At 34.6% G+C, this 14,424-nt stretch carries 9 protein-coding genes; 7 read left to right on the top strand and 2 right to left on the bottom strand.

Features of this window, described 5'->3' with window-relative positions; translation table 11 throughout:
* The first annotated feature begins 228 nt into the window (after positions 1-228).
* Both HNP35_RS11115 and nagB read left to right on the top strand, forming a co-directional pair.
* A complete protein-coding gene (locus HNP35_RS11115) occupies positions 229-2,322 on the top strand; it encodes an alpha-L-fucosidase (RefSeq protein ID WP_184161558.1) in 2,094 nt (697 codons plus the stop codon).
* 356 nt (positions 2,323-2,678) lie between these two features.
* A complete protein-coding gene (nagB, locus tag HNP35_RS11110; RefSeq protein ID WP_184161555.1) occupies positions 2,679-4,592 on the top strand; it encodes a glucosamine-6-phosphate deaminase in 1,914 nt (637 codons plus the stop codon).
* Between the two features lie 212 nt (positions 4,593-4,804).
* Here nagB and HNP35_RS11105 read toward each other — a convergent pair whose 3' ends face one another.
* Positions 4,805-5,518, bottom strand: a complete 714-nt coding sequence (locus HNP35_RS11105) for a LytR/AlgR family response regulator transcription factor (RefSeq protein WP_184161552.1) — start codon at positions 5,516-5,518, stop codon at positions 4,805-4,807.
* A 72-nt stretch (positions 5,519-5,590) separates the two neighbouring features.
* Complete coding sequence (locus HNP35_RS11100; RefSeq protein WP_184161549.1) at positions 5,591-6,649, bottom strand: sensor histidine kinase; 1,059 nt, start codon at positions 6,647-6,649, stop codon at positions 5,591-5,593.
* A gap of 133 nt (positions 6,650-6,782) precedes the next feature.
* Here HNP35_RS11100 and HNP35_RS11095 point away from each other — a divergent pair, with 133 nt between their 5' ends.
* From HNP35_RS11095 to HNP35_RS11075, 5 genes are all read left to right on the top strand, one after another.
* Positions 6,783-9,023: a GH92 family glycosyl hydrolase gene (locus HNP35_RS11095; protein ID WP_184161546.1), complete on the top strand. Its 2,241-nt coding sequence runs from the start codon at positions 6,783-6,785 to the stop codon at positions 9,021-9,023.
* 22 nt (positions 9,024-9,045) lie between these two features.
* A complete protein-coding gene (locus tag HNP35_RS11090) occupies positions 9,046-10,923 on the top strand; it encodes a sodium:solute symporter family protein (RefSeq protein ID WP_184161543.1) in 1,878 nt (625 codons plus the stop codon).
* A 305-nt stretch (positions 10,924-11,228) separates the two neighbouring features.
* The gene (locus HNP35_RS11085) at positions 11,229-12,194 is read left to right on the top strand and encodes a glycoside hydrolase family 130 protein (RefSeq protein ID WP_160781730.1); all 966 of its coding nucleotides are present in this window, start codon (positions 11,229-11,231) and stop codon (positions 12,192-12,194) included.
* A 7-nt stretch (positions 12,195-12,201) separates the two neighbouring features.
* Positions 12,202-13,269 (top strand): carbohydrate-binding family 9-like protein, encoded by a 1,068-nt coding sequence (locus HNP35_RS11080; protein WP_184161540.1) that lies wholly within the window; start codon positions 12,202-12,204, stop codon positions 13,267-13,269.
* Entirely contained in the window at positions 13,244-14,362 is a 1,119-nt protein-coding gene (locus HNP35_RS11075; protein ID WP_184161537.1) for a putative glycoside hydrolase, read from the top strand. The genes HNP35_RS11080 and HNP35_RS11075 overlap by 26 nt, the downstream gene beginning before the upstream one ends.
* Positions 14,363-14,424: the final 62 nt, after the last annotated feature.

The following is a 14,424-nucleotide window of genomic DNA, read 5'->3' as shown; positions in this document are numbered from 1 at the left end:
TCCGTAGGAACGTTTGGTTCTGCATTATTTTTAACAATGAGAGATTTCAAACGTTCCTACGGAACGTAAATAAATGGGGAATCATTTTTTTTCTACCGACGAGATGTTCCTACGGAACATTTAAAAGCATAAATGCTTTTAAACCTGCTGTTGGTCGAAATTCTGTACTTTCAAACATCAATTTGTAGTACATTTATGTTTTATAGACTATTTTAAAGCAGATCAGAAATGAAAAACATTTACCTTTCCTTATGTCTTTTTGGTGTAATAATGAGCAGCTCAGCACAAGAATTTGCTAATGCGCCAAAACCTTTTGGACCAGTTCCGACGCAAAAACAAATCGATTGGCAGGAAATGGAATTTTATGCTTTTGTGCACTTTTCATTAAATACATTTACCAATAAAGAATGGGGTTTTGGAGACGAATCGCCGGAACTTTTTAATCCGTCGCAATTAGATGTTCGCCAATGGGCGCGAGTTGTAAAAGAGGCTGGGATGAAAGGAATTATTTTGGTTGCCAAGCATCATGATGGTTTCTGTCTTTGGCCTTCGGCATATACGGAACGTTCTGTAAAGAATTCACCTTGGGAAAATGGAAAAGGAGATTTGGTAAAAGAATTGGCTGCTGCTTGTAAAGAATACGATTTAAAATTAGGATTGTATCTTTCGCCTTGGGACAGAAATCATCCGCAATACGGAAAACCTGAATATATTACGTATTTCAGAAATCAGCTAAAAGAATTATTGACGAATTACGGAGATGTTTTCGAAATGTGGTTTGATGGTGCCAATGGAGGAGACGGTTATTACGGCGGTGCAAACGAAACTCGAAAAATCAATTCGCTTACTTATTATAATTGGGACGAAACTTATAAATTAATTTATAGTATAGCACCAAAAACGTTGGTTTGGGGAGTTGGCCCGTCTGAAGCAAGATGGATTGGAAATGAAGAAGGACGTGCCGGAAAAACCAATTGGTCTTTATTACGCCAAAAAGATGAATTGGCAGGAAAAGTACATTATTCTGAATTCATGTCTGGACACGAAGATGGAGAAAAATGGGTTCCTGGAGAAGCCGATGTTTCGATCAGACCGGGATGGTTTTATCATTCAGTTGAAGACGATAAAGTGCGTTCGCTTGACGAAATGGTGGATATTTATTACGAATCGATTGGCCGAAATGCTACTTTGTTATTAAATCTTCCTGTTGATAAACGTGGTTTGGTTCACGAAAATGACGAAACAAGATTGAAAGAATTGGTTGCGACAATTAAAGCTGATTTCAACAAAGAATTATTAGCAGGAACTCAAGTTCAAGCTTCGAACATTCGTGCAAACGATGCTAATTTCGGACCTCAAAATGTGAGTGACGGAAATAAAAATACCTATTGGGCAACTGATGATAAAGTAAAAGAAGCTACGATTGAATTTACGTTTAAAAAACCAACAGCAATCAATAGAGTTTTACTTCAGGAATATATTAAACTGGGACAGCGTGTAAAATCATTTTCTATAGAAGCAAAAATTGATGGACAATGGAAAACAATTGCCAATGAAACTACAATTGGTTACAAAAGAATTTTGCGTTTAGATCGCGTTACGGCTTCTGCACTTCGAGTTAATATTTTGGATGCAAAAGCTGGATTTGTAATTAATACTATCGAAGCGTATAATGCACCTACTTTTGTAAAAGAACCGCAGATTCTTAGAGATAAAAATGGTTTGGTTACGATTAAATCAGAAGATGGAAACGCTGTTTATTATTCGCTTGACGGAAAAACTCCTTCTGAAAAAAGTACTTTGTACAAAGCACCATTTACTTATAACAAAGCGGTAGAAATTAAAGCTATTGCTAGAAATACAAAAGAGAAAATCAACAGCGCGGTTAAAACAGCAAAATATGGTGTTTCTAAAGAAAAATGGAAAGTCACTTCGGTTTCAAGTGGCGACGATAAATCGGTTGAAAAAATTATAGATGGAGATGCTAATACTGCTTGGGCATTTGGAAACAATGAAAACAAATTGCCTCAAACTGTGGTTATAGATATGGGAGAATTAACTACAATTAAAGGTTTTACCTATACTCCGCAACAGGTAGGAAGTAATTTAAGTTTGATTTCTAATTATGAATTGTATACAAGTGTTGACAGTTTTTACTGGGACAAACAATCGGAAGGAGAATTCTCGAATATTAAACATAACCCAATTGAACAAATTAAGAGTTTTGCTCCTGTAAAAGCAAGATTTTTGAAATTTGTTGCGACAGCTGCTGTAGGAAATAACCAAACTGTATCAATTGCCGAAATTGGAGTTGTTGAATAAATCATTCCGTAGGAATGTTTCGTCGGTAGTAGAATGAAATATGCGTTATGGTTATACGTTCCGTAGGAACGTTTGAATAATAAAAACGATTTTTCCAATTTTATGGAATCAGGTGTTCCTACGGAACACAATGCAAAACAATATCTTTTTCTACCGATGAGATATTCCTATGGAATATTTAAACATAATTCGTGTTTTCGCAAAACGAATCTTTTTTATCAATTTACTATTTAATCAAAGAGTTATCAATCTTATTTTGCTTTCTGCCGAAGCGCAATCGTTATTAGTCGAAATTTTAATTTAAACGTATAATTTAATTCTACTTTTATCTTGCATTAATTAAATCAGCGAGAGAGATGATTAAAGAAGATATAGGTTTTAGAGAAGCAGGAAAATTTGAAGAAACTCGTTTTGAGAAAATTCACAATGTTATTTTCGAATCGTCGCAGGAAGCTTCTTTATTAGTCGCTCGAGAAATCGCTAATTTAATTCAGAGAAAAAATGAGCTAAACGAACCTTGTGTTTTAGGTTTGGCGACAGGATCTTCTCCTATCAAAGTTTATGAAGAACTAGTTAGAATGCACAAAGAGGAAGGACTTAGTTTTGCTAATGTCGTTACCTTCAATTTGGATGAATATTATCCTATGGATAAAAATGATATTCAGAGTTATTATCATTTCATGCATGAGCATTTGTTTCATCATGTCAACATTCATCCCGAAAATATTAATATTCCTGATGGGCAGGTAAGCGCCGAGGAATTACAGCAGTACTGTATTGATTATGAAATGAAAATAATCTCTTACGGAGGATTGGATTTTCAACTTCTAGGAATTGGAAGAACGGGACATATCGGATTTAATGAACCTGGTTCGCACGTAAATTCAGGAACAAGAAGTATTACTTTAGATCATATCACTAGAGTTGATGCGGCTTCTTCTTTTCTAGGAATTGATAATGTTCCGAGAAAAGCCATTACGATGGGAATCGGCACTATTAGAAATGCAAAAAGAATCGTTTTACTAGGTTGGGGAATCAGTAAAGCAGGAATTATAAAAAAGACAATCGAGGGAAAAGTTTCTTCGCAAGCGCCAGCGACGTATTTACAAGAGCATCACAACACAACATTTGTTCTGGATACCGAAGCTTCGTCTGAATTAACAAGAGTAAAAACGCCTTGGCTGGTAAAGTCTTGCGTTTGGACAGACGAATTAAAACTAAAAGCGGTGGCTTGGTTAAGTGAGTTGACGAAGAAACCTTTCCTAAAACTGACGGATAAAGATTATAATGACCACGGAATGTCTAGTCTTTTGACGGAAGAAGGAACGGCATACGATTTGAACATTAAAATGTTTAATAAAATGCAACAAACCATCACAGGATGGCCGGGCGGAAAACCCAATGCAGATGATACTTACAGACCGGAACGTTCCACACCGGAAAAGAAGAGAATCATTATTTTCAGTCCGCATCCAGATGATGATGTGATTTCGATGGGAGGAACTTTTGATCGTTTGGTAGAGCAGGGGCATGAAGTTCATGTGGCATATCAGACTTCTGGAAATATTGCAGTTTCAAATGAAGAAGCTTTAAAGTTTGCAGAAATTTCAAAAGCATTAAATCCTGAGTCTAAAATGTCTGATAAAATAATAGAATTTCTTCAGAATAGAACAGGAAATGAAATTGATTCTTTAGAAGTTAGAAAATTAAAAGGATTAATTAGAAGAAGCGAATCTTTTGGAGCAACACGTTATTTAGGTTTGCCGGATTCAAACGTTCACTTTTTGGATCTTCCGTTTTACGAAACAGGGACAGTTAAAAAGAATAATCTTTCGGATGCAGATGTTGACATTATGTGTGACATTATTGAAAGAATAAAACCGCATCAAATTTATGCCGCTGGAGATTTAGCAGATCCACACGGAACTCATAAAGTGTGTTTGGACAGTTTGTTTGAAGCTTTAAAAAGATTAAAACAAAAAAGTTTTATGAATGATTGTTGGGTTTGGCTTTATAGAGGCGCATGGCATGAATGGGAATCGTACCAAATTGACATGGCAGTACCAATGAGTCCTGACCAGGTTTTAAAGAAACGACATGCAATTTTTTATCACCAGTCTCAAAAAGATGGAGTTATGTTTCAGGGTGATGACAGCAGAGAGTTTTGGGTTCGAGTTGAAGACAGAAATAGATTGACTGCAGAGAAATATCACAACTTAGGATTAGCAGATTATTCGGCTATCGAAGCGTTTAAACGTTATCATTTCTAAGTGCTTTTTGCAGCAATAAAGATAATAGACTATTTCATGGTTTATTTTGGTTAGTTACCTATAATTGAGAGAAAATGCGGTCGTGGTTGGCCGCATTTTCGTTTTTTATGTTTTTGGTGAAATGGTATTTGTGAAATGTGAAATGTGAGTTGAGAAAAGGGCATAAAAAAAGTTAGATATTTTACATCTAACTTCTCACAAATAACTTTTCACTAAATCGAAGAATTAAGGATTTTCTGTTTTACTTCGTCTATATATGATCTACCTATGACATATCGTAAGCCTTCGATTTCAATGCTGTTTCCTTCTACTGCATCAATTTTGTCTATTGCAATGGTATATGATCTATGAATTCTGATGAAATCTCTTTCTGGTAGTAAGCTTGTAAAATCAGATAAAGTACTGTGAATAATAAACTTTCCAGAAGTTGTGCTTATTTTTAAATAATCCTTTAAGCTTTCAATAACTAAAATTTCATTCAAGAAAATCTTTTTCATTTTTTTCTTGTCGATTTTTACGAAAATAAAAGGATTCTCTTTGCTGTTTTCCTGCGGAAGTTTACTGGTATTATTAAGGCGTTTGTTGATTTTATTTACCGCTTTCATTAATCTCGGAAACTCAATTGGTTTTACAAGATAATCTAAAACGTCAAGTTCGTACGTTTCAATTGCAAATTGATCGTAAGCACTTGTAATAATTAGTAACGGGGGATTTTCTAAACTTTTTATAAAATTAATACCGTCTAAAACAGGCATGTTGATGTCTAGAAAAATTACATCAATATCATTGTTTTTTAAGAAATTTAGACCTTCAATAGAATTACTAAAGGTATTTATCAATTCTAAATCCTCAATCTGTTCAATATAATTTTTAATAACGTTTATTGCCAATGGCTCATCATCGATAATTAAACACTTTATTTTCATTTGCAAAATATTATTTTAGGCCGATATGTGGTTTTTTGTAGGTATAGTTTTCTAAACTTCTAAAAGTGTGGGCTATGTGACTTTTATAACAAGTTTAACGACAAAAATATTCTTTTTATTTTTAAATGAAAGCTTATAGTCACTTTTATTATATCCTAATTCAAGTCTTTTTTTGACGTTTTCAATACCTATACCACTTGACTTGTTAAAATTATCTTTATGTACGGTTATTTCAGGCATTGGGTTTGAAATAATGAAATAAAGATAGTCGCCTTTCACTTTAAAATTAATGTCAATAACAACATTTCCTGTGTTTTTGTTTACTCCGTGTTTAAAGGCATTTTCGACGAAAGTCAGAAGTAGAACGGGAGAAATTTCTTTATCATGAATATCTCCAGAAATATACATGTTTACTTCTAAGCGTTCTCCATTTCTAATTCTTTCTAAATCCAGATAATTCTGAATGCAGAGAATTTCATTTTCTAAAGATTGTTTTTTTTCTTTTGTTTCATAAAGCATATAGCGCATTAATTCAGAAAGCTTCAAAACAATTTTTGGAGTTTTATTTGATTTTTCTACAGAAAGCGAATAAATATTATTTAAGGTATTAAAGAAAAAGTGCGGCGAAATCTGAGATTTTAAAAACAATAATTCGGTTTCTAATTGCGATTTTTCTAAATCGGTTACACGTTTTTGCTCTTGCAATAAATCTAGGGTAATTTTAATAGCTGTAACAAAAGTCATAACATATAATTCGCCCATCATCATATCAATTGTATAATTTAGCGTTAGATTGTTTATGGTCTGAGGTCCTTCAGGCCAAACATTATGCGTAATCAACAAATAAGTCAGATTGAATTTGACAACGACCATGATAAAAATAGCAGCAAGTACACTTATAATATATAGGAAGTATTTTTTGCGATAAACCAAATACGGCATCAATACCAAAATATTAAGGTAGCATAAAGCCATGTGAATTGGAAAACCGAGTAAAGTTGTTTTTAAGGAGTAAACATAATCGTTAAAATAGCTTCCCCAGCGAAATGTATTAAATACAAAATACGTCAGCCAAAAGTAAGCATGATAACGTATAGGAAGCCTGTAAGATTTGCTTGTGTTGAAAATCATAATGATATTATAAAATAATGGCGTTTATTACTTTTTTTTGATGTTTAGAGCCGTTTAAATGTCGTCCGTCTAAATTTATTTTGGTAAAAGTTGAATTTATCTAAATTTAAAGTTAAATTAATATTGTTTTGATATGAAGAAAATTACTCTGCTCTCTTTAACGGTAATTTTTATTGCAAGTTGCAAAATAAAAGTTGATAAAAACAAAGATCACAAAAGTTTTGCAACAAATTATGTAGATCCTTTTATAGGTACTGGAGGTCACGGACATACGTATCCGGGTGCAACAGTTCCGTTCGGGATGCTGCAGGTGAGTCCTGATAATGGTATTTCTAGCTGGGACTGGTGTTCGGGCTATCATTATTCTGACTCGATAGTTTCTGGATTTAGTCACTTACACTTAAGCGGGACAGGAATCGGTGATTTGGCAGATATTTTATTTATGCCGACAAACAAAAAATTAGACTTAACCGCCAAAGCCGCTTCACGCGATTTCCTTCCGTATAAATCAAAATACAATCATGTTAACGAAAAAGCAACACCGGGTTCTTACCAAGTTTTTCTTGAGGATCCTAAGATCAATGTAGAATTAACTTCTACGCAAAGAACCGCATACCATAAATATACTTATAATAATAACGACGTTCAGTCGGTTGTTGTAGATCTTGGTTTTGCGATTAACTGGGATAAGGCGTTAAAAACGTCAATCAAAATTGAAGATGCCAATACTATCAGCGGTTACCGTTACAGTACAGGCTGGGCAAAAAATCAAAAAGTATATTTTGTTGCCAAATTTTCTAAGCCAATTACAGAATCTATTATCACAGCTGATAAAAAAGTAGTTTCTGGTCAAAGTGCTGAAGGAGAAAATACAGCTTTACAATTATTTTTTGATTCTAAAAACTCTAAAGAATTAGGAGTAAAAGTAGCGCTTTCTTCTGTAAGTGTTGAAAATGCAAAAGATAATTTAGATGCTGAAAGTCAGAGTTTTGAAAAAGCAAAATCGGATGCGACTTTAGAATGGAACAAAGCTTTAAGTAAAATTAAAGTTGAAACTCCGATTGATTCTTTAAAAACAATTTTTTATACCGCTTTATATCATGCACAAGTCGCGCCTGTAACGTACAGCGATAAAAACGGTCAATTTAGAAGAGAAGACGATAAAATTATTACGGCTAAAGATTACACCGCTTATTCAACTTTATCACTTTGGGATACTTTTAGAGCAGAGAACCCATTGCTGACAATATTAGAACCAACAAAAGTTTCAGATTTAGTAAACTCGATGTTGGCGTATTATGAAACTAAAAAAATACTTCCGGTTTGGACATTATATGCTAATGAAACCAATACGATGACAGGATATCATTCGATTCCAGTTATTGTTGATGCTTATATGAAAGGCATTAAAGGTTTTGATGCCGAAAAAGCTTTTGAAGCCATGAAAGCAACGATGATGCAGGACGAACGCGGATTGAATTTCTACAAAAAATACGGTTATATTCCGTACAACTTATTAGATGAATCGGTTACGATTACTTTAGAATATGCTTACGACGATTGGTGTGTGGCGCAAATGGCAAAAGCATTAGGCAAAACTGCCGATTATGAGTTTTTCTCTAAACGTTCAAAAGCATACGAATATTTATTTGACGCCAAATCAGGTTTCATGAGAGGAAAATCAGAAGATGGAAAATCTTGGAATGAACCTTTCGATCCAAAACATTCGAATCACAGAGAACATACTGATTATACTGAAGGAAATGCGTGGCAGCACAGCTGGTTTGTGCCTCATAATGTGGATGATTTTATTAAACTTCACGGAGGAAATGACATTTTTACAAAACGTTTAGAACAATTATTTACAGAAAGTTCAGAGATTACAGGAAACAATGTTTCAGCAGATATTTCTGGTTTGATCGGGCAATATGCGCACGGAAACGAGCCAAGCCATCATATTGCTTATATGTTCAATCATGCAGGACAGCCTTGGAGAACACAATATTGGGTGCGTCATATTTTAGACACACAATATAATACAACAGCAAATGGTCTGAGCGGAAACGAAGACTGTGGACAAATGTCGGCTTGGTATGTATTCAGTTCAATGGGATTGTATCCGATGAATCCTGCTTCTGGAGAATACGAAATTGGAAGTCCGATTTTCGAGAAATCGACTTTAAATCTTCCAAACGGGAAAACTTTTGTAATTGAAGCAGAAAATGTTTCAGAGAAAAATTTCTATATCCAATCAGCTACTTTAAACGGAGAAGTATTTAATAAAACAGCGATCTCTCACCAAGATATGCTTAAAGGCGGTGTATTGCATTTTGTAATGGGAGCACAGCCAAACCAAAAATGGGGAATAAACTAACTAATTCAAAAATAAATATTTAATGAACATTATTGACGTATCAATCATTTTAATCTATATCGTAATGTCGGTCGGTATAGGAATCTGGATTTCAAGAAAAGCATCCAAAGGTTTAGATGACTATTTCTTGGGAGGAAAATCTATCAAATGGTATTTTCTAGGTTTAAGTAACGGCTCTGGAATGTTTGATGTTTCGGGAACTTCCTGGATGATTGGCGTTTTATTTCTTTATGGCGTAAAAAGTTTCATGTTTATGTGGCTTTGGCCGATTTGGAATCAGATTTTTGTCATGATGTTTCTTGCGGTCTGGATTAGAAGATCAAAAGTAATGACAGGTTCTGAGTGGATTTTAACTCGTTTTGGAAGCGATCAAGCAGGAAAAGCTTCTCATATTATTGTAGCGATTTTTGCTATTATTTCTACAATCGGTTTCATTGCTTATTTCTTTGTTGGAATCGGGAAATTCGTTACGATTATTCTTCCTTGGGATTTAGCGGTTCATATGAATGGTTCTGTTTTCTTAACTTCAGAACAAGCTTATGCATTGTTAATCATTTTCTTAACGACAATTTATACCGTAAAAGGCGGAATGTTTTCTGTTGTTGCGACAGAGGTTGTTCAATATATTATTATGATTGTTGCCGGAGTTTTAATCGCTGGTTATGCATTCATTAATTATACAGATGTTCAGATTAATTCGATTATTACGCCAGAATGGAAAAATGTTTTCTTCGGATGGGAATTTGAAACGCAATGGAGCGATAAATTCGAAACTTTCAATAGATTAATTGATACTGAAGGATACAAAATGTTTGGCGCTTTCATCGGAATGACTTTATTCAAAGGATTTTTTGCCAGCGTTGCAGGACCAACTCCAAGTTACGATTTACAGCGTGTTCTTTCTACAAAATCGGTAAAAGAAGCGGCTTATATGAGTGGTTTTACTAACTTGATTTTATTTATTCCTAGATATTTATTAATTACAGGAATTGTGGTTATCGCTCTAGTAAATTTAGCACCAGAATTAAACGCAAACGTAAATCTTACAGGAGCAGATTTAGAATTATTGATGCCAAAAGTGGTCAATCTTTATATTCCAGTTGGAATTAAAGGAATTCTTTTAGCGGGATTATTGGCAGCGTTCATGTCTGGATTCTCGGCTTTCGTAAATGCGGGTCCAGCGTATATTGTAAATGATATTTATAAAAAATATTTTAAACCAGTTGCTTCAAACAAACACTACATAAAAGTAAGTCAGATTTCTTCTTTCTTAGTTGTTGGACTTGGAGTTTTCATGGGATTCTTCGCAGATTCTATCAACTCTTTAACACTTTGGATTACAAGTGCTTTATATGGAGGATACGTTGCAGCCAACTTCTTAAAATGGATTTGGTGGCGTTTCAACGGATGGGGTTATTTCTGGGGAATGGTCGGAGGATTAATCGCTGCTTCTCTTCAATTTGTTTTAGATCAGAACAAAGGGAATTTAGAAGCTGGAACATTCTTGCATGATCTTTCACAAGTGCCTTCAATTTACTTGTTCCCACTAATTTTCGGAATGTCAATTTTAGGTTGTCTTTTAGGAACTTACTTAAGTAAACCAACTGATATGGAAGTCCTAAAATCTTTCTACAGCAATGTTAGACCTTGGGGATTCTGGACTCCAGTTTACAAACAATTGAAAGCGGAAGATCAGTCTTTCCAAAAAAATAATGATTTCTATTTAGATATGATGAATTGTGTGATCGGTATTATTTGGCAGTCAAGCATGATTCTGCTTCCGATTTATTTTATCATCAGAGATTATCCGAAAGCTGGTGTAGCTTTAGCGGTGTTCTTAGTGACGACTACGGTATTGAAGTTTACTTGGTTGGATAGAGTTCGTAAGATTGAAGAGTAGATTCTAGAGGAGAAAGATTTTGTAGAAGCAAGATTAAAGAAGCAAGATTAAAGAAGCAAGATTTTAAAAATTTAAACACATAGAAACATAGATTTTTCTTGAATTAGAAAAAGGAAAAAGAAAGAAACTAGTTTCTAACACATAGCTTTGAATATAGCCCGTAGTTTCAACTACGGGAACGCAAGATGGGCCGCAAAGCTATGTTTATTTAAACAAGTGAAACGCATTTTATAGACAAAGCAGAACTATGTCCCTATGTGTTTCAAAAAAAAAATAAAAAAAACTAATAAATAAAAAAACAAAAAATGAGTACTATTCCTTGGCAAGACAGACCCGAAAACAGTAAAGATGTAATGTGGAGATATTCGGAGAATCCTATTATCGACAGATATTCGATTCCTTCATCAAACAGTATATTCAATAGTGCAGTTGTACCTTTTGGAGACGGATATGCTGGGGTTTTCAGATGTGATAATAAAGCAGTTCAGATGAATATTTTTGCTGGTTTCAGTAAAGATGGTATCAATTGGGACATCAACCACGAACCAATTGTAATGCAGTCTGGAAATACAGAAATGATCGAATCTGCTTATAAATACGATCCACGTGTGGTTTGGATCGAAGATCGTTACTGGATTACTTGGTGTAATGGTTACAACGGACCAACAATTGGTATTGGTTATACTTTCGACTTTAAAGAATTTTTCCAGTGCGAAAATGCCTTTTTACCATTCAACAGAAACGGAGTTTTATTCCCACAGAAAATCAACGGTAAATATGCGATGTTAAGCCGTCCAAGTGATAACGGACACACACCTTTTGGAGATATCTGGATCAGCTACAGCCCTGATATGAAATATTGGGGAGAACACAGATTGGTGATGAAACCAAGTCCGTTTGAGCAAAGTGCGTGGCAGTGTACAAAAGTAGGAGCAGGACCAATTCCGATCTTAACAGACGAAGGGTGGTTAATGATTTACCATGGAGTTATCAATACCTGCAACGGTTTCCGTTATGCAATGGGTTCAGCACTTTTAGATGTTGATTCGCCAGATCAGGTAAAATACAGAACACAGCCTTATTTATTAGGCCCAGCTGAAACGTATGAAATGGTTGGAGATGTGCCAAACGTAGTTTTCCCATGTGCTGCTTTACACGATATTGAAGAAGATAAATTGGCAGTTTATTATGGTGCTGCAGATACTCACGTAGCTATCGCTTTCGGAAAACTGAGCGAAGTAATTGAGTTTACAAAAAATAATAGTTTATAATATAAAGATGCATAGTAGAAGTAATTTATTGTCCCTTGCCGTTTTTTTTGTTGGATTGATGAGTTATGCGCAATCTGAAAAACCGGTTACGCCGAAAAGTTATATTGCCTATAAAACGTCAAGCGAAATTGTTATTGACGGAGACGGAGCAGACAAAGCTTGGGAAAAAGCATCGTGGACAACACCTTTTGTCGACATAGAAGGCGTTGAAACTCCAAAATACAAAACTCAGGTTAAGATGCTTTGGGACGATAAATACTACTATATCCTGGCAAAAATGGAAGAGCCTCATGTTTGGGCAAATCTAAAACAGCGTGACACTATTATTTTCTACAATAATGATTTTGAGGTTTTTATTGATCCAGATAATGATACTCACAATTATTATGAATTAGAAATTAATGCGCTGAATACAGCTTGGGATTTATTCATCAATAAACCGTACCGAGAAAAAAACACCGTTTTAAACGACTGGAATATCGACGGATTAAAATCGGCTGTAAAAGTTGACGGAACATTAAATAATGCTTCAGATACAGATAAAGGCTGGACATTAGAAATTGCAATTCCGTGGTCGGTTTATAAAACATCGTATTTCGATAATATTGTTCCAAAAGACAAGTTTTGGAGAGTCAATTTCTCTCGCGTAAACTGGCAGCATTCTGTTGTGGATGGAAAATACGAACGTAAAAAAGATTCAGAAGGAAAGTTTCTCCCGGAATACAATTGGGTTTGGTCGCCTATGGGAGTCATCAATATGCATGAGCCCGAAAAATGGGCTTATGTATATTTTTCCTCAAAAGAAAGCGAGGATACATTCACAATTTCGCAGGACGAAAAAGTAAAATGGGAATTGTATACTTTATTTAGAGCTCAGAAAAGATATTTCGATAAGAATAAATCTTGGGCAAAATCAATGCAAAGTATCAGTTCAAAAAATATAGTTGTTGATGGAAAGACTTTAAAACCGATATTAGAGAATCATTTAACAGGATTTAATATTTCAGTAAAAAGTCCTTTTTCAAACAAAACCTTAATAATAAAAGAAGATGGTAAAATTATTACGAACGAGTAAATTACAAAAACTATCAAAAGTTTTAGTATTAGCGCTTTCGCTGAGTTTATTCTCTTGCGGACAAAAAGAAACTAAAGCAGAAGAAAACGGAAAATTCACTTTTGGAGTTTGGACGACTGCTGACGCGAAAAAATCGGATGCAGATTATTCGAAAGAATTCAAAAAATACAAAGATGGCGGAATTGATGAAGTTTTAATTAACACTCAAACCGACCCAAAACTATTAGCAAGATTAGTACCGCTTGCCACAAAAGAAGGTCTAAAAGTTCACGCTTGGATTATGGCAATGAATCGTCCAAATGATTCAATCGCTTTGCAGCATCCGGATTGGTATCAGGTGAGTAAAGAAGGAAAATCTTGTTTTGACAACCGTCCTTACGTAGATTATTACCAATGGCTTTGTCCAACTAAAGAAGAATCTAGAAACCACGTTTTAGGTTTAGTTGAAGGTTTAGCAAAAGTGGAAGGAATCGAAAGCGTACATTTAGATTACATTCGTTTCCCAGATATTTTCCTGCCAATCAGTTTATTGCCAAAATACAACTTGGTTCAGGATGTAGAATTGCCACAATTTGATTTCTGTTATTGTGATGCTTGTGTAAGCAAATTCGAAAAAGAGCATCATAAAAATCCAAAACAAAGCCACAATACTTCAATTGATATGGAGTGGAAAAACTTCAGATTAAATGCTGTAAAAGCAGTGGTGGACGATGCGTATAAAATTGCTCATAAACACAATAAAAAATTAACGGCAGCAGTATTTCCTTATCCAGAAATGGCAGACCATATGGTACGTCAGCGTTGGGATAAATGGAATATTGACGAAGTATATCCAATGATTTATCATAGTTTTTATGATGAAGAAATTGACTGGGTTGGTTACGCAACCAAACAAGGTGTGGCCGATTTGGAAGGAAAACCGACTAAAGTGAATACAGGAATTTATATTCCAGGATTGAAATCGGATGCAGAATTAAAAGAAGCGATTCTTCAGGCTAAGAAAAATGGTGCAACAGGAGTTTCATTTTTTGACGGAAACGCCTTATCAGATAGTAATTTAAAAACAATTAGAGAGGTAAAATCGGCTTTGTAGTAGATTTTACTGGGATTAAAAATTATTACTGATTAATTTAGCAACATTAAGAACATTTTGTT

Source organism: Flavobacterium notoginsengisoli (genome assembly GCF_014207905.1).
Lineage (GTDB): Bacteria > Bacteroidota > Bacteroidia > Flavobacteriales > Flavobacteriaceae > Flavobacterium > Flavobacterium notoginsengisoli_A.
Note: the sequence above shows the minus strand (reverse complement) of the source record. Positions and strands in the feature narration are given on the sequence as shown.

Excerpts from the sequence above, each read along its gene's own strand:
- HNP35_RS11085 (WP_160781730.1), top strand. The coding sequence starts at position 11,229 with ATGAGTACTATTCCTTGGCAAGACAGACCCGAAAACAGTAAAGATGTA.
- HNP35_RS11100 (WP_184161549.1), bottom strand. The coding sequence starts at position 6,649 with ATGATTTTCAACACAAGCAAATCTTACAGGCTTCCTATACGTTATCAT.
- HNP35_RS11105 (WP_184161552.1), bottom strand. The coding sequence starts at position 5,518 with ATGAAAATAAAGTGTTTAATTATCGATGATGAGCCATTGGCAATAAAC.
- HNP35_RS11075 (WP_184161537.1), top strand. The coding sequence starts at position 13,244 with ATGGTAAAATTATTACGAACGAGTAAATTACAAAAACTATCAAAAGTT.
- HNP35_RS11095 (WP_184161546.1), top strand. The coding sequence starts at position 6,783 with ATGAAGAAAATTACTCTGCTCTCTTTAACGGTAATTTTTATTGCAAGT.
- HNP35_RS11080 (WP_184161540.1), top strand. The coding sequence starts at position 12,202 with ATGCATAGTAGAAGTAATTTATTGTCCCTTGCCGTTTTTTTTGTTGGA.
- HNP35_RS11115 (WP_184161558.1), top strand. The coding sequence starts at position 229 with ATGAAAAACATTTACCTTTCCTTATGTCTTTTTGGTGTAATAATGAGC.
- HNP35_RS11090 (WP_184161543.1), top strand. The coding sequence starts at position 9,046 with ATGAACATTATTGACGTATCAATCATTTTAATCTATATCGTAATGTCG.
- nagB (WP_184161555.1), top strand. The coding sequence starts at position 2,679 with ATGATTAAAGAAGATATAGGTTTTAGAGAAGCAGGAAAATTTGAAGAA.